Genomic DNA, 24,176 nt, shown 5'->3' with positions numbered 1-24,176 from the left:
ATTCCGGCGAGGTCTGGCGTTCGCCGCGCCGCCGAGGGCATGTGCGCCTGGGGAGTTGGCGCGTAAAGAGGGAAATGGGCGTAAGGCGACAAGCTCGCGCAGGCAGAGGCCGGCGCCGGCCGCTCAGCCGACTCGGAGGATGGTTCGGAAACGTCCGCCGATGCGCCTTTCGCATCGGCCTGGACATTTATGATCGTCTGCGTGAAGGCGTCTCCCAAATCCGCAGACTCGGCGCCTCCCTCCCCTTTCCTCAAATCCGCGCGCCCCGACAGCGGATTTGTCAAGGTTTGACCGAGTCGCGTCACCGGCGAATCGCCCGCTTCAGCAATTCGTCCGTTTGCGCGAGCGCATGGCGTACGCTCTCCTCCAATTCATATTTGTCATCGCTCAGCGAAGCTTCGTCTCCCTGAGAGGAAGAATCGATGGGTTTCTCAAGCCTGACGCCGACGCTCGCGGCAAGCGACACGAGCCTCACATCCTCGTCGGGGAGCCCGGAAGTCTCTATCTCTCGAAGAACAGTCGCGCGCTGGTCGCCGCGAAGCGCCGAGAGAGTCGCCAGATAAGCCGACACACGCCTGCTTTGCATTGGATCGAGCGCGCTCATCCGGGCTTTCGCGAGCGCCGCATCCGCGTCGGCGAAGCCGCCGGCGAGAATGAATCGGCGCGAGAGCGCGAGATAGAATGCAAATCGTTCAGGCTGCGGCGCCTTTTCCAGGACGAGGTCGACGCGCGAGGTAGGTGGCGCCATTCCATCGAAGCCGAGCGCAATATTCGAAAAAAGCTCCCAGAAATGACGCGCAAAGGGCGAGCTTGAATATTTGGCGGCGTAGCGAACCGACAGGAGTCCGAGCTTCTCATTGTCCCGCACGGGATCAAGAATGGAAATTTCCCGGCGAAGCGCCGCCTCTTCGACGAGAGAGCCCGGCATCAGCAGACGGGCGAGATCAAAAAGCCCGATGGCTTTCGCATTATCAATGCCGACCAGCGTCCCGCCCTGAACGAGCGCGAGATGACCGCCCAGCATGGCGGGATATTGCCGCGCATCGAAGGCCATCAACGCATTTCGCGCGCGCGGATCTCCCTCGGCGTAAAGCAGGCTCGCATCAAGCAACGACGAAAGGCCTTCATCGAAATGCTTGGCCGCCAGGACGCCGCGCAACCCGCCAGCCGCACCGCCGCACAACAGATAGACGATGGCGGCGCGCGCATGACGTTCTTCCCGCCAACTCGCGGAATCGATGTTTGCGATCGCCTTTTCGATCAGGTCGAACTGCCGCGCCGACTGATCGCGCGCCGCCGCATCCCCGGTGACCATGCGATTTTGCGTCGCGTTCAGGTCGCGCACCATGTCCGCCATCGACTCCGCTCGCGCCCCGACGCAAGGCAGGGCGGCGGCGAAAAGAAAAGCCACAAAGGCGCGCATCACGGCTCCGTTCCGCGTAGCAGAATTTCGATGCGCCTGTTGACGGGCGCGAGCGGATCCTTTGGGTTCTTCAGACGACGATCAGCGAAGCCGACAACCTTGCCGATGCGCGAAGACGGCAGCCCTCCTCGAACGAGCATGTAATTCACGACCGTCGCGCGATCGCTCGAGAGCCGCCAATTATCGTAGCTCTTCGTGGCGAAGGATCGACCGTCCGTATGCCCGCGCAACTCCACTTCGCCTTTGCGCGACGCGAGGATCTTTCCGATCTGCGCGATGATACGGACCAGTTGCGGCTTCGGCTCGATGGAGCCCACCGCGAACATGGAGAAGTTCGCGTCATCCGTCAGGCTGATCAAGAGCCCTTCATCGCCTTGCTTCACCTCGACCTTCGGCGCGCGCGCCTCTCGTGCGGCGATGTGTTCGATCTCTGCTTGCAGGGTCGCAGCGGCCTTTGTCCTCGATTCCTCCCCTTGCGTCGAGTCCCGCGTCGGGGGCGCGGCCATTAGCGCGCGGTCGAACGGATCTCGTGGAGCCGATTGGCTCGGCGGCGCGGCTGGGGCTTCCTGCGCGGCGATTTCATCGAGCGCCTTGAGCGGCTCGCTATGCAGCGCGACCTCCTTGTCCTTGATCTTCTCTTTGGGCGCTCCATCGGAAATGTCGTTCGCAGGCGTCGCGCTTTTTCCTTCGCCTTGAAGCGGATCGCGAAGGCCACGATGCGCGGATGTCGCATCCACGAGCTGGACGGGGTTGAAATATTGCACGATCGCCGCCTTGGTCTCCTTCGACGACGAATTGATGAGCCACATGACAAGAAAAAAGGCCATCATCGCCGTCATGAAATCGGCGAAGGCGAGCTTCCACACGCCTCCGTGATGATCTTCCTCATCGCCCCCGCGCTTGCGGCGGATGATGGTCGGCGTCTCCTCGCTCATGCGTCCCCCCGTCCCGCCGCGACGAGGCTGTCGCGCCATTCGGCGAGGCGCGTTTCGATCTTTGACGGAGACAGATCCGCGATTACGTCGACGTCTCCCGACGCCGTCAAATTCACCGCCACATCCGCGCCCAGCGCCGATGCGACTTTCTCGATGAGATCCTCGGGACCCGCAAGGCGAAGGACAGGGTCGCGCGTATCGGAAATCGCCTGGCGAACGGCCTGCGTGAGTTCGTCGAGCGCCTTCTTCTGGAAGGCTTCCGACAGGAAAGGCGCAACCACGCGCGCAACGTCGGCGCGCAGTTCCGCGAATGCCGCCTCCAGCGCCTCCAGAAAGCGACGACCGAGTCGGCCCGCCTCTGCATGCGTCCATTCTTCCCGTGCGAGGCTCAGGCGACTCTCATGCGCATCTTTTTCCGCTCGCAGGCGCCGGGAAAAATCCGCTTCCAGCTCGCGTCGAATGACGTCGACTTCCGCAAGAGAGAGGCGCGGTTCCTCAGGCGCCGCTCGCGCGTCGTCGCCAATCGCTTCCTCCATTTCGAGAGCCGGCGTCTCCGTTGCGTCGAAATGCTGAAGATAGGCCGAAATATTATGAATCTGCATGGCGTCGCTCAGGATCGCATCCATTGCTTCATGATCGCGGCGGCTTGAGCGTCGTCTTGTTCGATGAGCCGCCCGAGGCGGAGACGCGCGCTCTCCTTCGCGGTGTCCACGACGTCGCCGACAAGACCTTGTCTCGCATTTGCAAGCAGCGGCGGCGCGACGCTCTCGCTCGTCGGGGAGCTCAGGGCGAGCTGCTGATCCGCCGCGATCAGAGGAGGCGGCTCCCGCCTTTCCTGCGGCGCGGCGAGAAGCGCGTTTCGTATGGGCGCAAGGCCGAAAATCACGACGAGCGCTGCGATGACGATCGCCGTGAGGGCGTTCAGGATCAAGCCCAGATGACTTCCGAGCGTCGCGACGAAACCGGGATTTTCGACGGGGCTCATCTCATGCTCGTTGAACATGAAGTCCACGGCCGTCACCTTCAACATGTCGCCGCGCTCTTTCTTTAACCCTGCCGCGGAGGAGACGAGCTGCTCGATTTCCCTAATCTGCTTCTCGACGGCCTCGGGCTTCGGGGGCTCCTTGTTGGGCTCCGAAAAAGCTGAGCGATTGAGGAGAACGGCGACGGAGAGATGTTCAATATTGTAGCCGCCGCTCACCGTCGTGACGGTTTTTGAGGAAAGCTCGAAATTGGTGAGCTCTTCGCTCTTCTTGCTCTCTTCGTTGGACTGCTTGCCGTCGGTATTGTTGACGGTGTTTTGAGGAATGTTCCGCTCGACGCCGGTCGGCTGGGCGCCGGCGCTGTTTTGCGACTGCGCGCTTTCCTTCACCGTTCGTATCGAGCGCTCCACACGGGAGTCCGGATCGTAGATCGTCTCATTCGTCTGCCGGCGATCGGTGTTGATGCGCGCACGCACGCTGACCTGAAAATTTGAAAGGCGCAGATAAGGCGTCAGCGTGCGACGTATATTGTCCTGTATGTCCTTGGCGACGCTCTTCTCGAGCGTCAGCGTCTTCGCGGGAACGGCGTCGCTCGCCTCGCCGCCGGCGGAAGAAAGGATCATGCCGTCGGTATTGAGAACGGTCACCTGATCGACGGTCATGCCCGGCAACGAGGAGGCGACGAGATGACGGATCGCCTGCGCTGCGCTCGAATCGTCCGGACCTTCCGTGCGGATGATCACCGAGGCCGAAGGCGGCTGCTTGGCCCGGCGAAGGGAGCCCTCATCCGGCATGACGATATGAACGCGCGCCGCCTTCACGCCGCGAATGAGCTGGATGGTGCGTGCGAGCTCTCCCTCCAGCGCGCGCACGCGGGTGATCTCCTGCATGAAGGATGTCAGGCCGAGCGCGCCGACCTTGTCGAAAAGCTCGTAGCCGGCGTTGGCGCTCTGCGGCAGGCCGCGTTCCGCGAGCAGCATCCGCGCTTGCGCCGTCTGTCCATAGGGCACGGAGACCGCGTTTCCTTCGGGATTGACGTCGAAGGGAACGCCCGACGACTTTAGCGCAGCGCCGATGCGGCTCACATCCTCGCGGTCGAGGCCCGCATAAAGCAGCTCGAATGTCGGGCGCGAGAGATAAAACGCCGCAATGGAGACGACGCCGACGACCAGGGCGAATGTCAGGCCGAGCGCTGCGAGCTTTTTCCCGCCGAGCGCTTTCAGATTGTCGAGGAGAAGCGTGATCCGATCCATGACGAATGCGAAAGTCCCTGATGGCTCTTTCGCCGACACTCGCCGCCAGGGCTTGTGCGAATATTGCGGCGGGCGCTTCAACGCATCTCTTAACAAATGGTTAACGTTCGCCCGCCGCGCAGCGTCAGGGCCGCGCGGTCGGCGCGGCCCCCGGAGCAGGACGCGATCGGTCGGTTACTGGAAGAGCTTCAGGATGATCTGCGCATTCTGGTTCGCAATCGAGAGCGATTGAACGCCGAGTTGCTGCTGGGTCTGCAGGGCTTGCAGGCGCGTCGAAGCTTCGTTCATATCCGCGTCGACAAGCGAGGAAACGCCGGTCGTAAGCGCTTCGCTCATCGTCTTGATGAACTCGTTCTGCTGCTTCACGCGAGTTGTCGTCGCGCCGATCTCCGAGGCGTAGGTCGTGAGATCCGCGATCGCCTTGTCGGCGTTCGACAGCGTATCCGCGATCGTCGCGGCCGAGAGATCGGCCGCCACGAGCCCGGTGAAGTCCGTCGCCGCGGCCGAGCCCGTCGCCTGCGCGCTTTCGAGAATGCCCGTGCCGCCGGCGTTTGTGAGATCGCGCACGGCAAGATCGATCGTGCCGACGACGGAAGCGGCGGTTCCGCTTCCATTATTGTACGACGCAATGAACTTTATGGGGCTCGTCTGCGAGCCGTCGGTCACGTTGAGTCCCGTAAAGGTCGCGGAGGAGACGACGCTTTTGAGCCGCTCGCCGAACTGCTGGAGGCTCGTGAGAATCTTCGCCTGATCCGCGCCCGGCTGCTGGGCGTCGGTGAGCGCGATCTTGATGTCGTTCATCGTCGAAAGCGCGCTTTTGACGGCGGCGGTGGCGACATTGAGGACGGATTCCGAGGACGACAGCGAGTCCGCGATCGTCGACAACGCCCCGTTGTCCGATTTCATCGCCTCGGCGATTGACCAGGTGGAGGCGTTGTCGGCGGCGCTGGAAATCTTGAGGCCGGTCGAGATTTCCTTCTGTGTGCTGTTGAGGGACGCCTGCGTCATGCGCAGCGACTGGAGAGCGGTGATGGCCGAAGCGTTGACAAGAATGCTAGACATGGTTCGTCGATCCCTTGTGACTGAGAACTTTTAAGGGACATACCGGTGCTGCGCCGGTTCGACGGAATTGGCGTCATGCCGCGGGCTTTGCGCCCGTCCGAAGCGATTGTCGGCTGAAAACGCGTCGATGCGTTTCGTTTCGCCGACGTCGCAACCTTACATGAAGTCGCGACGTTGCGAAGGACAATGGCTTAGCGCGCTTAATGAAGCCTTAAGGCCGCGCGCATCAGGAGGCGGCGCCGCAGCACTTCTTGTATTTCTTGCCTGAGCCGCAGGGGCAGGGATCGTTGCGGCCGGGCTGCCTGCCCTTCACGATCGGCTCGTTCCTGCGATTCGCTTCTTCCTGGAAATGCCAGCGGCCGTCTATCTTCTTGAACAAAGAGCGCTCACGGTGATCGTAGCGCTGTCCCTCATTCACGAAACTCGCGACGAATTCGACATAGCCGCTGTCGTCGCTTTCCCGACCGTCTTCCGTCGAGAGAATTTCGAGGCCAAGCCACTGCGACTGCTTCGCCCAATGGGTGATCGCCTTTCGGTCGAAATCGTGGCGCGTGTCGGGGGCCAGCGTGTCCTGCAGATAATCGATTTCGCCGCGCGCGAAGGCCGTGTAGCGGGACCGCATGAGCGCCTCGGCTGTCGGCGGCGTCTTTCCCTCTTCAAGATACGGCTTGCAGCAATCGGCGTAGTCCCGCCTCTCGGCGTCGGTCGCGCGGCACGGGCAGACTGCGTCGGTCATGTTCGGCTCGTTGGTTCGGTCTTCGTGTGTGACGCCCGATCCCCAGGCGACGGCGGGGATGGCGTCCGTCTGACTTGCGGCGGCGCATAAGAAAAGAGCGGCCCGGCTCAGGCCGGCGCCGCCTCTCCATGGCCGGCAGGCGTCTTACGCGGCGCCCTTGGTCGTTTCAGCGTCGAGAGTCTTGATAGCTTCGATCGCGATCGGATCGAGGCCCGCGCCGCCATGTTTCACATGATTGGAAATCTCCTGACGCATATGCGGGGTCCAGAACTTGCGCAGATGCTCGGCCATGCCGGACGCGGCGCCGGTCTTCTGCGGCGCGAAGAACGCGCCGATCTGATTGGCCATTTTCACGAGCTTTTCAACTGAATCATGCGACATGTGCGGAGACCTGTTCGAGGATGCGTCCTGGATGGGTGAAGATTTCGTAATCGCGGCCCCGCATCACGGCCACGAGCGTCATACCGCATTTTTCGGCGTTGCGAACCGCCAAGGCGGTCGGGGCGGACACCGCCGCAATAATCGGCGCGCCGATTCGGGCGGCCTTTTGCACGAGCTCCAGGGAGACGCGGCTCGTCATCAGCACCGCGCCCTGCGACGCGGCGATCCCCTCGCGCGCTAGAACTCCGGCGAGCTTATCGAGCGCGTTGTGGCGGCCCACATCCTCTCGAACGACGAGGGCGCCGGAGATGGGATTCCAAAAGGCGGCGGCGTGAACGGCCCGCGTCTCCTGATTGATCTTCTGGAGGCCCGGCATGCGGTCCATCGCCTCGATCAGGCCTTCGGCGTTCACGGTCAGAGCGTTGTCGAGCGCCGGCAATTCGCGGGTCGCGGCCTCCAGGCTCTCAATGCCGCAAAGGCCGCATCCGGTGGGGCCCGCCATGGAGCGCTTGCGCGCCGCATAGGCTTCCTGGCGATCGCCGCCGAGCCAGGTCCGCAATTCTATGCCGGCGTCCGAGGACACGATTTCCACCTGGCCGGCGTCCTGCGGCGAATCGATCAGCCCCTCCGTGATGGCGAAACCAACCGCGAAATCTTCGAGATCGGCGGGCGTCGCCATCATCACCGCATGGGTGGAGCCGCCATAGGTGAACGCGATCGGCGTCTCTTCGGGGATCACGCGAGAAGAACGCGCCGTCACATCGTGACGGCGCGCCCGGCAATCCACTCTCAGAGTCGACGATGGAATTTCCGTCATTCCGCCGCGTCGATCGTGCTCGCGATGCGGCGGCTCTGCTCCGTCAGCTCGCGATATTGCTGCTGCCACTCGGTCGGGCCGTTGCTGGTCGAGACCTGCACCGCCGTGACCTTATATTCGGGGCAATTGGTCGCCCAGTCCGAATTGTCGGTCGTGACGACATTGGCTTGCGTCGTCGGATGGTGAAAGGTCGTATAGACCACGCCCGGCGCCACCCGGTCGGTGACGAGCGCGCGCAGCGTGGTCTCGCCGGCGCGGCTCGCGACCTTCACCCAGTCGCCGTCGCGCACGCCGCGATCTTCCGCGTCGTGCGGATGGATCTCGAGAACGTCCTCGGGATGCCATTGGCTGTTCTCGGTGCGGCGGGTCTGCGCGCCGACATTGTACTGCGACAGGATGCGGCCCGTCGTCAGCAGAAGCGGGAAGCGCGGACCGACCTTCTCGTCCGTGGGCACATATTCGGTGACGACGAATTTGCCCTTGCCGCGCGCGAAGCCGTCAATATGCATGATCGGCATGCCGTCCGGCGCGTCGTCGTTGCAGGGCCACTGCACCGAGCCGACCTCGGCGAGATGCTTGAACGAGACGCCCGCGAAGGACGGCGTCAGACGCGCGATCTCGTCCATGATCTCGCTGGCGTGCGTATAGTTCCAGTTCAAGCCCAGCTTGTTGGCGAGGAGCTGCGTGACTTCCCAGTCCGCATAGCCGTTCTTCGGCGACATCACCCTGGTGACCCGCTGAATGCGGCGCTCGGCGTTAGTGAAGGTGCCGTCCTTCTCGAGGAACGTCGCGCCCGGCAGGAAGACATGGGCGTAGTTCGCGGTCTCGACCAGGAAGAGATCCTGGACGATGACGATGTCCATATTGGCCAGCGCGCGCGAGACATGGCTCGTGTCCGGATCGGACTGAAGAATGTCCTCGCCCTGCACATAGAGGCCCTTGAACCGGCCCTCGATCGCCGCGTCGAACATGTTCGGGATGCGGAGGCCCGGCTCCGGATCGAGCTCGACGCCCCAATCCGCCTCGAAGGCCTTGCGGACTTCATTGTTTGAGATGTGGCGGTAGCCCGGGAGCTCGTGCGGGAACGAGCCCATGTCGCAGGAGCCCTGCACATTGTTCTGGCCGCGCAGCGGGTTCACGCCGACGCCGCGGCGGCCGAGATTGCCCGTCGCCATGGCGAGGTTGGCGATGCCCATGACCGTCGTGGAGCCTTGCGAATGCTCGGTGACGCCGAGGCCGTAATAGATGGCCGCATTGCCGCCGGTGGCGTAAAGGCGCGCGGCGGCGCGCACGTCGGCGGCCGGAACGCCGAGCGTGGCTTCGAGCGCCTCGGGGCTGTTCTTGGGAAGCGAAACGAAGGCGGCCCAATCCTGATATTCGTCCCAATCGCAGCGCGCCTTGACGAAATCCAGATCGGCGAGGCCTTCCGTCACGATGACATGCGCGAGGGCGGTCACCATCGCGACATTGGTGCCGGGCTTCAGCGGCAGGTGGTAGTCCGCCTGGATATGGGGCGAACGCACGAGGTCGATGCGGCGCGGATCGATGACGATCAGCCTGGCGCCGTCGCGCAGCCGCGCCTTCATGCGCGAGCCGAAGACCGGATGCGCGTCCGTCGGATTGGCGCCGATGACGAGAATGACGTCGGCGTCGTCGACCGAATCGAAATCCTGCGTGCCGGCGGAGGTGCCGAAGGCCTGGGCGAGACCATAGCCGGTCGGCGAATGGCAGACGCGGGCGCAGGTGTCGGTGTTGTTGTTGCGGAAGCCCTGGCGCGCGAGCTTCTGAACGAGGTAGCTTTCCTCGTTCGTGCAGCGCGACGAGGTGATCACGCCCACGGAGTTCTTGCCGTATTTCTCCTGCGTCGCCTTCAGGCGGTCGGCCGCGAAGGCGATCGCCTCGTCCCACGAAACTTCGCGCCACGGCTCGGTGATCTTTTCGCGGATCATCGGCGTGGTGATGCGATCGCCGTGATGCGCGTAGCCATAGGCGAAGCGGCCCTTGATGCAGCTATGGCCGTGATTGGCCTTGCCGTCCTTCCAGGGCACCATGCGCACGACTTCCTCGCCGCGCATCTCCGCCTTGAACGTGCAGCCGACGCCGCAATAGGCGCAGGTGGTGATCTCGGAATGCTCCGGCTGGCCGATGGCGATGACCGACTTCTCGGTCAGCGTCGCTGTCGGGCAGGCCTGAACGCAGGCGCCGCAGGAGACGCATTCCGACTCCATGAAAGCCTCGTCCATGCCGGGCGAGACGCGCGAATCGAAGCCGCGGCCGGAAATCGTCAGCGCGAAAGTCCCCTGCACTTCCTCGCAGGCGCGCACGCAGCGGTTACAGACGATGCATTTGGACGGGTCGTAGGTGAAATAGGGGTTCGACTCGTCTTTCGGCTTCCAGTTGAAATTGGCCTCGCCATTGTTCCGGGCGAAAACGTGGTTGGAGCCGTCATACCCGTAACGCACGTCGCGCAGGCCCACGGCGCCGGCCATGTCCTGCAACTCGCAGTCGCCATTGGCGGCGCAGGTGAGGCAGTCCAGCGGGTGGTCGGAAATGTAGAGCTCCATCACGCCGCGGCGGATGGCCGCGAGACGCGGCGTCTGGGTCTTGACCGACATGCCGGGCATGACCGGCGTGGTGCAGGAAGCCGGCGTGCCGTAGCGGCCCTCGACCTCGATCACGCAGAGGCGGCAGGAGCCGAAGGCCTTGATGCTGTCCGTGGCGCAGAGCTTGGGGATCTCGGTCCCGATCTCCATCGCCGCGCGCATGACGGAGGTGCCTTCCGGAACCGTGACGCTAACGCCGTCGATGGTCAGGGTGACCATGTTCTCGGATTTGGACGCTGGCGTCCCGTAATCGGTCTCTTTGATAAGCGTCATGGCGGCTACCTCACTCAGCGGCTTCAAGGGCCGGCTTGCGGAAGTCTTCTGGGAAATGTCGGAGCGCGCTCTCGACAGGATAGGGCGCAAAGCCCCCCAATGCACACAATGAGCCAAACTTCATGGTGTGGCAGAGGTCTTTCAGAAGCTCGATATTCTTCTCGACGTCCTGTCCGTTCGCGATCTTGTCGATCGTCTCGACGCCGCGGGTCGAGCCGATGCGGCAGGGCGTGCACTTGCCGCAACTTTCGATCGCGCAGAATTCCATGCCGAAACGCGCCATCCAGAGCATGTCGGTCGTGTCGTCGAAAATCACCAGCCCGCCATGGCCGATGAGGCTGTCCTTGGCGGCGAAGGCCTCGTAATCGAAGGGAAGGTCGAAAAGCGAAACCGGCACATAGGCGCCGAGCGGACCGCCGACCTGGACCGCCTTGACCGGACGGCCGGAGCGGGTTCCGCCCGCAATGTCGTTGACGATCGTCCCGAGCGGAATGCCGAAGTCGGTCTCGAACAGCCCGCCATATTTGACATTGCCGGCGATCTGCAGCGGCATGGTGCCGCGCGAACGGCCGACGCCGAGATCGGCGTAATGCTTCGCGCCCTTCTCCATGATCATCGGAATGGTCGCCATGGAGAGGACGTTGTTGATCACCGTGGGCTTGCCGAACAGACCGACATGCGCCGGCAGCGGCGGCTTGGCGCGCACGATGCCGCGCTTGCCCTCAAGCGATTCGAGCAGCGAGGTCTCCTCGCCGCAGACATAGGCCCCGGCGCCGACGCGCAGCTCGACGTCAAAATCGAAGCCCGAGTCCTTGATGTTCTTCCCGAGCCAGCCCGCTTCGCGCGCCTTTTCGATCGCCGCCTGAAAGACCCTGGCGACGACCGGATATTCGGAACGCAGATAGACATAGCCCTTGGAGGCGCCGACCGCGTAGCCGCAGATGATCATGCCCTCGATGAGCGAGAGGGGATCGCCCTCCATGATCATGCGGTCGGCGAAAGTGCCGGAATCGCCCTCATCGGCGTTGACGACGACATATTTCTGGCCGGGCGCGCAATCCGCGACCGTCTTCCATTTGATGCCGGTCGGGAAGCCCGCGCCGCCGCGGCCGCGAAGGCCCGACTTGGTCACTTCCTCGACGACCGCGGCGGAGCCGACCTCGAAGGCGCGCTTGAGACCCTTGAAGCCGTTATGGGCCTCATATTCGCCGACCGAAAGCGGATCGATAACGCCGCAGCGCACGAAAGTGACGCGGTTCTGGCGCTTCATCCAGGGATGCTCGTCCACGACGCCGATATTCAGCGGATGCGCGGCGCCCGTCAGGAAGCCGGCGTCGAAGAGCGACGCGACGTCCTTCGCCTTGGCGGGCCCATAACCGACACGGCCCGCGGGAGTCTCCACCTCGATCAGGGGCTCGAGCCAGAGCATTCCACGCGAGCCGTTTCTGACGATCTCGACCTGCTGGCCGCGCGCGGCGGCCTCCGTGGCGACGGCGGCCGCGAGGCGGTCGGCGCCCATCGCCACGGCGGCCATGTCCAGGGGGATGTAGATCTTGGTCATTTGCCCTTCGCCTCCTCGACGATTTCGTCGAGCGTCGCGGCGTCGACCATTCCAATCGGCTCCCCGTCATACAGGGCGGACGGGCTGTGCGCGCAGAGTCCGAGGCAGTAAACCGGCTCGACCGTCAGGGAGCCGTCGGGAGTGGTCTGACCCCATTCCAGTTTGTGGCGGGCCAGGAATTCGTTGGCCTGCCTCTCGGCGCCCATCGACTGGCACGATTCGGCGCGGCAGATCTTGAGCTTGTGACGTCCGTGCGGGGCGCTGTGGAAATCGTGGTAGAAAGTGACGACGCCGTGCATCTCGGCGCGGCTGACGTTCAGCGCGCTCGCCATTTCCTTCACAGCCGATTCCGGAACGCATCCGAACTCCGCCTGAAGCGCATGCAATATGGGGAGTGCAGGACCTTCGAGACCCAGATGGGCCGCAATAATCTCCCGCGCCCGCTCGTCGCTATATGGAGCAGCGCCAGCCATTTCATCCCTCGCGTTCGGGCGCCGAGCTCAAGACAAGGCGACCTTCATTAGTTTTATTCCGAAGAGAGTGCCGGAAATCCCGGCCCCGATCAATACCGTCCCGGCCGTTGCGCCATAGGGCTTGCCTATCAATCGCCCAAAACGCCGCTTTCGGCGAGCGACTTTGCCTCTGCAACGAGCGCGCCAACGAGCGGAATCACCGGATCGCGCAGCGGCGCGACGAGTCCGATCTCATAGCCCGCCTCGGGCTCGACGATGGGGATCGAGCGCAGCGGCGACTCGGTTCCCAGTGTTTTTGCGAGCTTTTCCGGCAGGATCGTCGCCCACCGGCCGGATTTCACATGGTCGTAAAGAAGAATGACCGAGTTCGACTCCAGAATGGGCGCGGGCTCCGCGCCGCCTGCGCCAATCAGCCGCTCGACGATGCGCCGGTTCTGCATGTCCGGAGTCAGCAGGCAAAGGTCGATGCGGCCGACCTCCGCCCAGGTGACGCGGTCCCGGTCGCCCAGCGGATTCCCCTCGGTCGTCAACAAACGGTAGCGTTCCGAACAAAGCGGCACGGTTCTGACGCGGCCCAGAGGCTCGTTGTCGAGATAGGTGATCCCGGCGTCGATTTCGAGATTGTCGAGCATGGCCAGCACCTCGGTCGAGGAGGCGGAGACCACCTTGAAGCGGACATGCGGGTGTTTCTCGCGATAGGGCGTCGTGACGGCCGAGACGATTCCCTCGGCCGTCGGGATGACGGCGATCTTGAGCTGGCCGGAGAGCCCCTCGCGCAGCGTGCGCACTTCCTGCCGCATGGCGCGGGCGTCGCCGACGATGCGCTTGGCCCATTCCAGCACGCGTTCGCCTTCGGCCGTGAGGCCGTGGAAGCGGGAGGAGCGGTTGACGAGCAGCACGCCGAGCGAATCCTCGAGCTGCTTGATTCCGGCGGAAAGGGTGGGCTGCGTCACCCCGCACAGTTCCGCGGCGCGCGAGAAGCTTTTTTCGCTCGCGACGGTGATGAGAAATTCGAGTTTGTCGATCACGCTCGGCTTCCGAAGCCCCGCCCCTCGGCGCGCGAAGCGGGCGGCCCTTCTCGCTCGCGGGAAGACGGGAGCGAGCGCGCGCGGCCTTGAAAAGGCATAGCATCTGGGCCTGTGGCGCCGCAAACTTAAAAAACATTCTCAAACGGCCCGGCCGGGTCGAACGCGCCCCCTCGACCGCGACCGTCGGATGAAAGCGGTTGAGAGTCATCAGGGAATCAAGCATGACAGCCGCGATCCCGGTCAGGCCGGCGGCGATCCGGGCCGGACGGCGGGCGCCGCCACGTTCAAGCCGAGTCTGGCGCAAGTCACAATTTGCCCATATTTGAACGGTTTCGGGATGGTAAGCATTGCGACCGCCATTCGCCGACCTTGAGAGACAATTGCCAATGACGACGATGAAGCGACTTGTACGTCTCGGCGCATTCGCGTCATGCCTCGCCTCCGCTCTCGGCGCCCCGGTCGCGCAAGCGACGCCCTCCCTCGTCATCGACGTGGCTTCCGGCTCGGTGCTGGCGCAGGATCAGGCGACGGCGTCCTGGTACCCCGCCTCGCTCACCAAGCTGATGACCGCCTATGTCGCGCTCGAAGCCGTGAAGGCCGGCCGCCTCACGATGGACACGCCGCTCATGGTGTCGCCGCGCGCAACCCGCATGGCCCCCTCGAAAATGGGCTTCCGCGTCGGTCAGGAGGTGACGCTGCAAAACGCGCTCATCATGCTGATGGTGAAATCGGCGAACGACATCGCCGTCACCATAGCCGAGGGCGTGTCCGGCTCCGTCGAGGCGTTCGCCGACGAGATGAACAACGCCTCGCAGAAGCTCGGCATGGCGCAATCGGTCTGGGTCAATCCCAACGGCCTGCCCGATTCCCGCCAGGTGACATCGGCGCGCGACCTCGCCATCCTCGGCCGCGCCCTCTATCTGCAGTTTCCCGAATATTCCAATCTCTGGAACATCGGCGCCATGCAGATCGGCGGCAAAATCCATCCGACCCATAACGGCCTTCTTGGCCGCTATCCTGGCGCCGACGGCATGAAGACGGGCTTCACCTGCCCCGCCGGCTTCAATCTCGTCGCCTCCGCCACGCATGGCGGCCAGCGGCTCATCGCGGTGGTGCTCGGGGCGCCCTCGGCCGCGGCGCGCACGGCCAAGGCGGCGGCGCTGCTCGACCGGGCCTTCCAGACCGGCGGCGCGCAAGGCTCGCTCGCCTCGCTGCCGAGCGCCGGCCCGACCGCCGCCCCGGACATGCGCGACAGCGTCTGCCGCAATCGCGGCGCGGCGACGGCGGAATTCATGAACGAGGTCGAGGATATCTCCATTCCGATCGGCTCCGCGCCCACGGGCATACCGCTGCTCGACGCCGCCGGGGCCGGCCGGCAGGCCATCAGCGTGAAAGACCTCGCCCGCCTGCCGCGCCCGCAATTCCAGCCCGTGCAGGTCTATGCCGGCCGCGCGCCGGGTTATGTCGGCCCTGTCGCCCGCGCCCGCGCGCCGGGCGCGCCGATCGGCGAGCAGACGGACCTCGCGGCCTACGCCAATCAGGAGCCCGTGGGCGGAGAGGCCTCGCCGATCAGCAAGGCGGCCCCGGACGCGGCGAGCATGCGCAAGGGCAAGCGCGCCAGACGCGGCGGCGCCTCCGCCGCCCTCGCGACGCCCGCGCCGGTCGACGACATCATTCAGGACCGCGCCGCCCGGGGCGAAGCGAAGCCCGCCAAGGCGAAGGCCAACACGCCGGCGCCCGCAAAGGCGGGGGCCAAGGGCGCCGCCAAAGTCGCGGCCAAACCGGCGACGGACGCCGCCGCCACGAAAGCCGCCGCCAGGCCGGCTCCCGACAAGGCCGCCGCCCAAAAGCCGAAGGCGCCCGCCAAAACCCAGGCCGCCAGCAAGCCGCAGCAGGCCAGGCCCCAGTGAGCGACGGCCCTTCGACGGCGGCCCGCCGCCCGCCGCCGCCCATTCCGCTAACAGTGCTGACCGGCTTCCTCGGCGCCGGCAAGACGACGCTGCTCAACAGGCTGCTCGCGAGCCCCGAGCTTTCCGACACGCTCGTCCTCATCAACGAATTCGGCGAAATCGGCCTCGACCATCTCTTCATCGAGAAGGTCGAGGGCGACATGGTCATGATGAGCTCGGGCTGCGTCTGCTGCACGATTCGCGGCGAGCTGGTCAGCGCGCTCGAAGACCTGCTGCGCCGCCTCGACAACGGCCGCATCAAGCCCTTCCGCCGCATCGTGCTGGAGACGACGGGTCTCGCGGACCCCGCGCCGATCCTCCACTCCATCATGAACCATCCCTATCTCGTCATGCGTTTCCGGCTCGACGGGGTGGCGACGGCGATCGACGCCGTCAATGGCGAGGCGACGCTCGACGCCCATGAGGAGGCGGTGAAACAGGCGGCCGTCGCCGACCGGCTCGTGATCACGAAGACCGATCTGCCCGAGGGCGCGGCGAAAACCGAGAGCCTGAAGAAGCGGCTCGCGGCGCTCAATCCCGGCGCGCGCATCCTGGAGGCAAGCGAGGCGACGCCCGCGGCGCTGCTCGATTGCGGCCTCTACGACCCGACGGCCAAGACGGCGCGCGTGCGCGAATGGCTCAACGCCGAAGCGGTCGAGGAGGCCAATCCGCGCGGCCACGCGCACGACCACCATCACGACAACGACCATCATGATCATGGTCACGACCACCATCATCGCGACGTCAACCGGCACGACGCCCACATCCAGGCCTTCTGCCTGACGGACGACACGCCCTTCACGCCGCCCTCCTTCGACATTTTCATCGACCTGCTGCGCCACACGCACGGCCCCCGGCTCTTGCGCGTGAAGGGCGTCGTCGCGCTGTCCGACGATCCCGAGCGGCCCGTCGTGATCCACGGCGTGCAGCATGTCTTTCACCCGCCGCACCGGCTCGAGGCCTGGCCCGACGACGACCGCCGCACGCGCATCGTCTTCATCGTGAAGGATCTCGACCGGAAATTCGTCGAGGGCCTCTACGCGGCGCTCATCCACATGCCCGCCGTCGACACGCCGGACGCGGAGGCGCTGACGAACAATCCGCTCGCGCCGGGCGGCGGAGGATTGCTGGGGTAGCGCCCTCATCCGACCCCTGCTGGCGCAGGGGCCGCCTTCTCCCGCAAGCGACGTTCGTGATCCACAGGCTAACGGCCCTCCCTTCTCCCATTCATGGGAGAAGGTGGCGCTCGCCTCAGCGAGGGTCGGATGAGGGCGACCCGCCGAATGAAAGACGGCGCCGCCGATTTGCGCCATACTGCCACGATGCAGCTCGCCTGGCCCCTGCCCCGCTTCTCGAACGCCGCCCGCCGCGCCGGCGCCTATCTGCTCGACCTCGTCTATCCCCCGTCCTGCCTCGTCTGCCGAAAGGCGGTGGCCGAGCATGGCGCGCTGTGCGCGGAATGCTGGCGGGAGATCGCCTTCATCGAGCGCCCCTTTTGCGAAAGGCTCGGCACGCCCTTCGCGCAGGATCTCGACCAGCCCGGCCTCATCTCGCCGGAGGCCGCCGCCAACCCGCCCGTCTTCCGCCGCGCAAGGGCGGTCGCGCGCTATGACAGCGACAAGGCGCGCTCGCTCGCGCATCGGCTCAAATATCACGACCGGCTGGAGCTCGCCGGCCCGATGGGCCGCTGGATGGCGCGCGCCGGGGCGGACATTCTGGCGGACGCCGATCTGCTCGTTCCCATCCCGCTCCACCGCCTTCGGCTCGCGGCGCGGCGCTTCAACCAGTCGGCGGAGCTCGCGCGCGTCGTCTCGCGCGAATGCGGCTCGCCGGTCGAGACGCAGGCGCTGCTGCGCGTGAAGGCGACGGCGCCGCAGGTGGGGCTTTCCCGCGCCCAGCGCGCGGTCAATCTCTCGGGCGCCTTCCGCGTCGACCCCGAATGCGCCGCGCTGCTGGACGGCCGCAACGTGGCGCTGGTCGACGACGTGCTCACCACCGGCGCCACGGCCAACGCCGCCGCGCGCGCTCTGCTGAGGGCGGGAGCGGCGCAGGTCGATCTCCTCGTCTTCGCGCGGGCCGTGACAAGCGCGTGACGGACAGCGTATAAGCGCCGCAACCAAACCATCGATTCAGGTGGCGACCGAATGGCGCGAATCGAAATCTACACCACGCCGACATGCCCCTATTGCATTGCAGCCAAGAAGCTCCTGACGCAAAAGGGCGCGTCCTTCGAGGAGATCAGCGTCGCGGGCGATCCCGAGGGGCGCGCCGCCATGACCGCGCGCGCCGGCGGCCGCGCGACCGTGCCGCAGATCTTCATCGACGGGCGTCACATTGGCGGTTGCGACGATCTCTATGCGCTGGACGGCGAGGGCGGCCTCGACCCGCTGCTCGCTTAGAACGCTTTGCGCCAGACCGGGCCTGTTCGGCGCAAGAAAGCGCGACAAGATTGAAGAGTAGAGCCTGATCCGATGCAACGATCGGAAGGGCTCGGGGGGGCTGAGCATGATCCACTACATGCTGGTTTGCGACGACGGGCATCATTTCGACGGCTGGTTCCGGGACAGCGCGTCCTTCGAGAGCCAGTGCGCGCAGCGCCAGATCGCCTGTCCCTTCTGCGCGTCGGCCGGCGTCTCGCGCGGCGTCATGGCGCCGCATGTGGCGCGGTCCGGTCACGCGGACGACGCCGAGCGCCTGCGCAGCATGATCCGCGACCTGCGCGAAAAAGTCGTCGCCGGCGCGGAGGACGTCGGCGAACGCTTTCCGGAGGAGGCGCGGGCCATTGAAGAGGGCGACGCCGAGCGGCGCCCCATTCGCGGCCGCGCGACCTTCGAAGAGGCCAAGGCGCTGCTCGAGGACGGCATCGAGATTTTGCCGGTCCCCGGCCTGCCCAACGACGGGAACTGAAGCGCGGCTCGCGAAAAGCGGAAAGCGCTTTTCGCATAAAGCGCGCTTTAACCCTTCGTCTCGGTCCTGGAGCGGCCCTACATCGTGCCCGAGGGCTCGTGCAGCGCCTGCGCCCGGTCGAGGTGCTGCTGCAAGGTGGCGAGGGAATTCTTCGCCCAGTTTCTCAGCTCGGCGTTGTCGCCGTCCGAGGCGTAGCTCTGAAAGAGCCGGATCGCCTTTTCATGACCCTCGATCTGCTGCGTCCTGAAGAGACGCTCCTGTTCCTGGCCCGTGGCCGATTCGAGCTGCTGCAATTTCCGCTGATGCGCCTCGTCGAGGCGCGTCGGGACCTTCATGCTCAGCCGGCTTGCCATGGCGGTCAATTCGTCGCTCATGCGGGCATGATCGCGATCGAGAGTCAGCGCGAGATCGCGCGCCGGCTTATCCTTTATCTGAGGTTCGACCGCGCGGGAGGCCTGGATTTCAAAGTTATTGATCACGGACGCCTGATTCAGGAAGTCCTGCGTCGTGACGCGCTGCGTTTGCCGCTGCATCCGCCCTTGCGCAGCTTCCCGCGCCTGCGTCTGCTGCGCAAGCGCCGGGAGCGCGGCAGCGAGCAGAATGCTTGCGGCGATGGCCAGTCTCATGAGCTTCTCTCCTTCCGCCCGGCCCCGACGCTGCAACCTGCCCGCTGCAACTTCGTTCCGCGCGGACGAGGAGCGATCGGACGATTGCTAATCCTTCGGCGGATCGAAGCGCTCGCATGTCACAGCGGCGAGCGCCTCTCTTGCGCGGGCCTGGTCGGACGGGCGCTTGGCGAGCGCGCGCACCAAAACGAAGCCGCGCTTCGTCGGCGCGGTGATGCGCACCTCCTGCGGCGGCGCCTCTTCGCTCGCGCTTTGAAGCGCGTCCATCTGGCGAGCGTCGCCGATCACCACGTCGATCTTGCCCTTGATGGCGGCGCGGTCGGTGATGGCGTGGAACACGCGGCCGGCGCGCGCATGGAAGGAGAGCGCGATGTAATCCTCGCCGTCGGCGTTGGTCGTGACGCGCAGCATCCCCTGCGAGAGATCATAGACGCAGACGGCCTCGGCGAAGGCGGGGTCCTCGAAAGGCAGCGCCTCGGCGCCGGGCGCCATGGGCGGCAGCGCGACGAGCCTGTTGACCGGGGCCGCGCCCACGGTCGCGAGAAGGCGGGCATAGGCGTCGCGCGGCGCGACGGTCGGCATCAGCAGCACCGACACGATATGCACGACCCCCGCGACGAGCAGCGTCGCCGCCGCCCAGGGGAGGTAATCGAAATAGCGGTCGGGAAGCGTCAGGCGCACTGGAGTTTCACGATTTTTGGAAAGCTCTGCGGATCGGGATGGGCGTCCGTGTCGAGCGGCGTGTCGTAGAGACGCAGCATGACGACGAAACGGCGCGCCTCGCCCGCCGACAGCCAATTGCCGGCGCGGGCGTTGCGAGCGACGATGATTTCAAAAGAACCGCCCTCCCGGCGCAGGACATCCACCGAGGAGAAGCCGTAGCGGCCGGTCGGATTGTCGATGAGCGCGCCCGCAGGCGTCGCGAGCGACAGGGTCCAGAAACGGGCGGTCGGAAGCGAATCGATAATGCGATATTCGCAGGCGCCGTCGAGCGGCGCGCCCTCGGAATCGTTGCTTGCGAAGAAAACGAGCCCCTGATCGCGCCCGAGCGGCGCCTCGCCGGAACGCGCGATGACGGCGCGAGCGTAAGGATCGATTTCCGCGCCGCCAACGGAGGGCCACGCCGTCCAGGGGCCGGCGCGCAGCGGATTGAACCCATAGCCGGAGTTGAGCGAAAGCGAGGTCGCGAGCAGGCCGAGCGCAAGCCCGCCAAACATGGCCGAACCCGCGCGCAGATATTTGGCGTAAGGGCGGTTCACGCTGCGCTCCCCCTACTCGACCGCGCCGATATTGGGGAAAGCGTCGCGGTCGGGCCGCTGCGCGATCGTCGCGGGCGCCGCGATGGCGCCCTGCCTGCCGCCTCCGACCGTCTTCGCCTTCCTCTCGATCGACTCCAGCGCCTGGACCGCGCCCTTGGAAAGCGTCGCCGGACGCTGCGGCGCGCCGAGCTCGAGCGGCTGCACGCCATTCGCGCCCGCGGCGGCGACGTCGGGCTTCGCTTCCGGCTTGAGGCCGACGATCGGCTTCAGCGGCACGCCCTGATGCGCATAGGCCATGACGTCGTGCCAGGTTCCTGCCGGAAGCGTGCCGCCGGTCATATTGTTCATCGGTTCGTTGTCGTCGTTCCCGTACCAGACGCAGCCGCCCATCGTGCCGGAATAGCCGCAGAACCAGGCGTCCTTGTAGCCGTTGGTCGTGCCCGTCTTGCCGATGACGTCGATGCCCGGCCCGAGCTGCGCGCGCTTGCCCGTGCCTTCCTCCACGACCTTCTTCATCATGCCCGCGAGATCGACGATCTTCTCGTAAGGCAGCGCCTGCTGCTGCGGCGGCGCGTCGCGATCGTGGCGATAGAGCAGATCGCCCTGCCGGTTGCGGATCTCCACGGCCGCGTAGGGAATTGTGCGTTTGCCGCCGTTCACGAAGGCCGCATAGGCGGCGGAATGCTCGAGCAGGATCACGTCGCTCTGCCCGACCGGAAGGGACGGCGTATCCTCGAGCGGCGTGGTGATTCCGAGCTTGCGGCAGGTTTCGATGATCTTGGCGCGGCCCACGCGCGAGTCGCCATTGCCGATGGCCTGCGACAATTGGATCGCGACCGTATTGAGCGACCTCGCCAGCGCCATGGCGAGCGGCATGGAGCCCGCATAGCCGCCGCTGTAATTATGGACGCAGTAATTGCCGATGCAGGTCGGGCGGTCCGTGACGATTGTCGTCGGCTTGAATTTGCCGGTCATCAGCGCCGTCAGATACACATAGGGCTTGAAGGACGAGCCCGGCTGGCGCGAGCCGTCGGTCGCGCGGTTGAACTGGCTCGCGCCATAGTCGCGCCCGCCAACGATGGCGCGCAGAGCGCCGTCGGGCTCCATCACCACCATCGCCGATTGCTTGACATGGAAGGACCGGCCCTGCTCGCGCAGGTTCTTCTCGATCACTTCCTCGGCGCGCTTCTGCACGTTCGAATCGAGCGCCGTGCGCACGGTCAGCACGCGATTGTCGGCGAGCTTGCCTCCTGAAGCGAGCCTGCGGATCTCGCCATAGGCGTAATCGAGATACCAGTCCGGGCTCTCCTGCCGCTGGCGGTCCACCGGCGTCGCCGGACTGCGCTGCGCGGCGATGATCTGGCTCTCGCTCATGAACCCCGCATCGACGAGATTGTTGAGCACGTCATTGGCGCGGGCGCGGGCGGCGGGAAGATTGTTGTGCGGGGCGTATTTCGTCGGCGCCTTGAAGAGGCCCGCGAGCATGGCGGCTTCCGCAAGCGTAACGTCCTTCACCGATTTGCCGAAATAGAACTCCGCCGCCGCCTGGATGCCGAAGGCGCCGCCGCCCATATAGACGCGATCGAGATAGAGCTTCAGGATTTCGCGCTTGGTGAGGTGATGCTCCAGCCACAGCGCGAGAAAGGCTTCGTTGATCTTGCGCGTGATCGTGCGCTCATTGGAGAGAAAGAGATTCTTGGCGAGCTGCTGCGTGATCGACGAGCCGCCCTGCACGACGCCCGAAGAGCGCGCGTTGACGGTAAGCGCGCGCATGGTTCCGATCACGTCGATGCCGAAATGCTCATAAAAGCGACGGTCCTCCGTCGCGAGCACGGCTTTGATGAGATAGTCGGGATATTCCTCAAGCGGCACGGCGTCGTCATGCTTGATGCCGCGCTGGCCGACCTCGTTGCCGTAACGGTCGAGAAAGGTGACGGCGAGATCGGTCTGCTTCAGCCAGTCGCCTTCGCTGGTCATCTGGAAGGCGGAGCCCGCCAGCGCGAGCAGGACAATCAGCCCGCCGAGACCGAGCGTGAGGCCCTCGCAGGCGATTTCCACCCCGACCCGGGCCAGCCCCGAGACATGGAAGCGCTCCATATAGGTGGAGAAATCCTCGTAAAGCTCGCGCGAGCGCCGCTGGCTGTCGAACACGCTCGAATCGATGAGCGCGTCGGTCGACAGCAGAATGCGCTTGACGCGCTTGACGAAAGGCGAGGACCAGAATCGCTCGAACAAGGCTCGCAAACTCCCCGGCCGGCCAAGGCAATCCCGGCGCGCGACGTTAGCACTTTTTAAACCATCTTGACGACGCCCGCCGCGCCCCTCATTGCGGTTATGGTTTCCGTCGGGCGGCGGACGAGCCCTACGGAAGAGATATGACGAGCGAAAAAGGCGAAAAAGGCGCAGGCGTTCCCTTCTGGGAAAAGCCGCTGGCGGAACTCACCCGCGCGCAATGGGAGAAGCTCTGCGACGGTTGCGGCCGCTGCTGTCTGGTCAAGCTCGAGGACGAGGATACCGGCCGCGTGTATCACACAAGCGTCTCCTGCAAGATGCTCGACCACGAAACCTGCCTTTGCGGCGACTACAGGAACCGCCGCGACCACGTGCCCGACTGCGTGAGGCTGACGCTCAAAAAACTCCAGGAGATCGACTGGCTGCCGCCGACCTGCGCCTATGTGCTGCGCAATGAGGGAAAGCCCCTGCCTCCCTGGCACCCGCTGATCTCCGGCGACCCCGAAAGCGTGCATCGCGCCGGCGTCTCGGTGCGCGGCAAGGTCGAGGTCAGCGAGGCGGAGATCGACGAGGACGATACGCCCGACTACATCCGCGTCTGGCCCAAGCGATGGCCGAAAAAGGCGCGCTACTGAGAGCCGCGTCGGGCGCCGGGACGTCGCCGCGAGCGGCTCGCCGACGGCGGCTTCCTCAGACGGGGACGGGCGCGCCATCCTCACGGCTACGCTTTCGCGGGCGGCCGGCCGAGCGGGCAAAAGTCGACGGACGCGCCCGGCTCGAGTCTCGCCGGCTTCCGGGGCCCGAACGCCATGCTTGTCGCAACTCCGCCAAACGCTAGCTACCGACCCCGGGGGCCAGCGGCCGGAGTCTTCTACCATGTCAATCACTCGAGATATCGCGACCAGCGAAAACGCAGTCGCCTATGGCGGCTTGATAGACGCGATCGGCGGCGTCGCCACGATCGTTCTGGCGATATGCGGACTGGTGGGAGTGGCTCCCGCTTACATGACGGCGATCGCGACGATCGTCTTCGGCGTCGCCCTTCTAATTCAAGGCGGAGCCATGGTGTCGGAATATGCGCAGATCGCCTTCCCCGCCGGCGTCGGGACGACCGGCTCCGCCGAGAACTTCGGCGGCAACAGCCTCGCGGTCGTCTTTCTGGTCGGCGCGGCCGGGATCGTGCTTGGAATTCTTGCGCTGCTCGGGATCAATTCGGGCACCCTGACGCCCGTGGCCGTGATCGCCTTTGGCACCGCCCTGCTCCTGAGCAGCAACGCAGTCTGGCATCTCTTCCTCCTGCGGCGCGCCACCCGCATGAGCGCGCTGTCGGCTGGCCAGTCGCAGTTCATCGGCGGCGAGATTCTCGCAAGCGAAATGGCTTCGGGCTCCGCGGGCCTTCAGGCGCTCGCCGGATTGGCGGCGATCGTTCTCGGCATTATCGCCCTGGCCGGAAACGCCTATGACATGACCCTCAATCTCACAGCCTTGCTGGCGCTTGGAGCGACGCTCGTGCTCACCGGCAGCGCGCTGAGCGCGACCGTCATCGGCTTCATGCGGACGACGTAACGCTATGACCTCCGGATCGCGCAGCGTTTGGGCGAATCGCCTGAACGCTGGCGAGGCGGTCGGATTCTAAAGAATTAGAGCGCGCTTCAGGCGAAAGGCCGGTTCCCGC

Annotated in this window: 23 protein-coding genes; 7 read left to right on the top strand and 16 right to left on the bottom strand. The window is 65.3% G+C overall.

Going from position 1 to position 24,176, the window contains the following annotated elements; genetic code table 11:
- Positions 1-301: 301 nt before the first annotated feature.
- The 12 genes from ACNHKD_RS06730 to ACNHKD_RS06675 form a co-directional block, all read right to left on the bottom strand.
- Positions 302-1,423: a hypothetical protein gene (locus tag ACNHKD_RS06730; protein ID WP_442756304.1), complete on the bottom strand. Its 1,122-nt coding sequence runs from the start codon at positions 1,421-1,423 to the stop codon at positions 302-304.
- Positions 1,423-2,358 carry a flagellar motor protein MotB gene (locus tag ACNHKD_RS06725; RefSeq protein ID WP_442756303.1) on the bottom strand — a complete coding sequence of 312 codons (936 nt, stop codon included), beginning with the start codon at positions 2,356-2,358 and terminating at the stop codon, positions 1,423-1,425. Before ACNHKD_RS06725 ends, ACNHKD_RS06730 begins: the two co-directional genes overlap by 1 nt.
- Entirely contained in the window at positions 2,355-2,984 is a 630-nt protein-coding gene (locus tag ACNHKD_RS06720; protein ID WP_442756302.1) for a hypothetical protein, read from the bottom strand. Before ACNHKD_RS06720 ends, ACNHKD_RS06725 begins: the two co-directional genes overlap by 4 nt.
- The gene (gene fliF, locus ACNHKD_RS06715; protein WP_442756301.1) at positions 2,969-4,594 is read right to left on the bottom strand and encodes a flagellar basal-body MS-ring/collar protein FliF; all 1,626 of its coding nucleotides are present in this window, start codon (positions 4,592-4,594) and stop codon (positions 2,969-2,971) included. The genes ACNHKD_RS06720 and fliF overlap by 16 nt, the downstream gene beginning before the upstream one ends.
- A 174-nt stretch (positions 4,595-4,768) precedes the next feature.
- Positions 4,769-5,656, bottom strand: a complete 888-nt coding sequence (locus ACNHKD_RS06710; protein WP_442756300.1) for a flagellin — start codon at positions 5,654-5,656, stop codon at positions 4,769-4,771.
- Positions 5,657-5,882: 226 nt separating this feature from the next.
- Positions 5,883-6,392, bottom strand: coding sequence for a YchJ family protein (locus tag ACNHKD_RS06705; protein ID WP_442756299.1), 510 nt, complete (start codon positions 6,390-6,392; stop codon positions 5,883-5,885).
- A 144-nt stretch (positions 6,393-6,536) separates the two neighbouring features.
- Complete coding sequence (locus ACNHKD_RS06700) at positions 6,537-6,773, bottom strand: formate dehydrogenase subunit delta (RefSeq protein WP_442756298.1); 237 nt, start codon at positions 6,771-6,773, stop codon at positions 6,537-6,539.
- Positions 6,763-7,590, bottom strand: a complete 828-nt coding sequence (fdhD, locus tag ACNHKD_RS06695; protein ID WP_442756297.1) for a formate dehydrogenase accessory sulfurtransferase FdhD — start codon at positions 7,588-7,590, stop codon at positions 6,763-6,765. Before fdhD ends, ACNHKD_RS06700 begins: the two co-directional genes overlap by 11 nt.
- Entirely contained in the window at positions 7,587-10,466 is a 2,880-nt protein-coding gene (gene fdhF / locus ACNHKD_RS06690) for a formate dehydrogenase subunit alpha (protein WP_442756296.1), read from the bottom strand. Before fdhF ends, fdhD begins: the two co-directional genes overlap by 4 nt.
- A 10-nt stretch (positions 10,467-10,476) precedes the next feature.
- Complete coding sequence (locus tag ACNHKD_RS06685; RefSeq protein ID WP_442756295.1) at positions 10,477-12,027, bottom strand: formate dehydrogenase beta subunit; 1,551 nt, start codon at positions 12,025-12,027, stop codon at positions 10,477-10,479.
- Positions 12,024-12,500 (bottom strand): formate dehydrogenase subunit gamma, encoded by a 477-nt coding sequence (locus ACNHKD_RS06680; protein WP_442756294.1) that lies wholly within the window; start codon positions 12,498-12,500, stop codon positions 12,024-12,026. Before ACNHKD_RS06680 ends, ACNHKD_RS06685 begins: the two co-directional genes overlap by 4 nt.
- Positions 12,501-12,628: 128 nt before the next feature.
- The gene (locus tag ACNHKD_RS06675) at positions 12,629-13,528 is read right to left on the bottom strand and encodes a LysR family transcriptional regulator (RefSeq protein ID WP_442756293.1); all 900 of its coding nucleotides are present in this window, start codon (positions 13,526-13,528) and stop codon (positions 12,629-12,631) included.
- A gap of 386 nt (positions 13,529-13,914) precedes the next feature.
- On the opposite strand from ACNHKD_RS06675, the gene ACNHKD_RS06670 reads away from it, so the two are divergent.
- The 5 genes from ACNHKD_RS06670 (at position 13,915) to ACNHKD_RS06650 (ending at position 18,384) form a co-directional block, all read left to right on the top strand.
- The gene (locus ACNHKD_RS06670; RefSeq protein WP_442756292.1) at positions 13,915-15,438 is read left to right on the top strand and encodes a D-alanyl-D-alanine carboxypeptidase family protein; all 1,524 of its coding nucleotides are present in this window, start codon (positions 13,915-13,917) and stop codon (positions 15,436-15,438) included.
- Positions 15,435-16,613, top strand: coding sequence for a CobW family GTP-binding protein (locus ACNHKD_RS06665; protein ID WP_442756291.1), 1,179 nt, complete (start codon positions 15,435-15,437; stop codon positions 16,611-16,613). Before ACNHKD_RS06670 ends, ACNHKD_RS06665 begins: the two co-directional genes overlap by 4 nt.
- 186 nt (positions 16,614-16,799) lie before the next feature.
- Positions 16,800-17,570, top strand: a complete 771-nt coding sequence (locus ACNHKD_RS06660; RefSeq protein ID WP_442756856.1) for a ComF family protein — start codon at positions 16,800-16,802, stop codon at positions 17,568-17,570.
- A 51-nt stretch (positions 17,571-17,621) separates the two neighbouring features.
- Entirely contained in the window at positions 17,622-17,876 is a 255-nt protein-coding gene (gene grxC / locus ACNHKD_RS06655) for a glutaredoxin 3 (RefSeq protein ID WP_442756290.1), read from the top strand.
- A 106-nt stretch (positions 17,877-17,982) separates the two neighbouring features.
- Positions 17,983-18,384, top strand: coding sequence for a DUF1178 family protein (locus ACNHKD_RS06650; protein ID WP_442756289.1), 402 nt, complete (start codon positions 17,983-17,985; stop codon positions 18,382-18,384).
- A 77-nt stretch (positions 18,385-18,461) separates the two neighbouring features.
- On the opposite strand, the gene ACNHKD_RS06645 is transcribed toward ACNHKD_RS06650, so the two are convergent.
- From ACNHKD_RS06645 to ACNHKD_RS06630, 4 genes are all read right to left on the bottom strand, one after another.
- On the bottom strand, positions 18,462-19,010 hold the full coding sequence (locus ACNHKD_RS06645) for a DUF4142 domain-containing protein (protein ID WP_442756288.1): 549 nt from the start codon (positions 19,008-19,010) through the stop codon (positions 18,462-18,464).
- A gap of 87 nt (positions 19,011-19,097) precedes the next feature.
- Positions 19,098-19,691: a DUF1254 domain-containing protein gene (locus ACNHKD_RS06640; RefSeq protein WP_442756287.1), complete on the bottom strand. Its 594-nt coding sequence runs from the start codon at positions 19,689-19,691 to the stop codon at positions 19,098-19,100.
- A complete protein-coding gene (locus ACNHKD_RS06635) occupies positions 19,682-20,269 on the bottom strand; it encodes a DUF1214 domain-containing protein (RefSeq protein ID WP_442756286.1) in 588 nt (195 codons plus the stop codon). The genes ACNHKD_RS06640 and ACNHKD_RS06635 overlap by 10 nt, the downstream gene beginning before the upstream one ends.
- A gap of 12 nt (positions 20,270-20,281) precedes the next feature.
- On the bottom strand, positions 20,282-22,504 hold the full coding sequence (locus ACNHKD_RS06630) for a transglycosylase domain-containing protein (protein WP_442756285.1): 2,223 nt from the start codon (positions 22,502-22,504) through the stop codon (positions 20,282-20,284).
- Positions 22,505-22,644: 140 nt separating this feature from the next.
- On the opposite strand from ACNHKD_RS06630, the gene ACNHKD_RS06625 reads away from it, so the two are divergent.
- A complete protein-coding gene (locus ACNHKD_RS06625) occupies positions 22,645-23,136 on the top strand; it encodes a YcgN family cysteine cluster protein (protein WP_442756284.1) in 492 nt (163 codons plus the stop codon).
- A 241-nt stretch (positions 23,137-23,377) separates the two neighbouring features.
- Positions 23,378-24,067, top strand: a complete 690-nt coding sequence (locus tag ACNHKD_RS06620) for a hypothetical protein (protein ID WP_442756283.1) — start codon at positions 23,378-23,380, stop codon at positions 24,065-24,067.
- Positions 24,068-24,176: the final 109 nt, after the last annotated feature.

Source organism: Methylocystis sp. JAN1, from assembly GCF_052186135.1.
Taxonomy (GTDB): domain Bacteria; phylum Pseudomonadota; class Alphaproteobacteria; order Rhizobiales; family Beijerinckiaceae; genus Methylocystis.
Note: the sequence above shows the minus strand (reverse complement) of the source record. Positions and strands in the feature narration are given on the sequence as shown.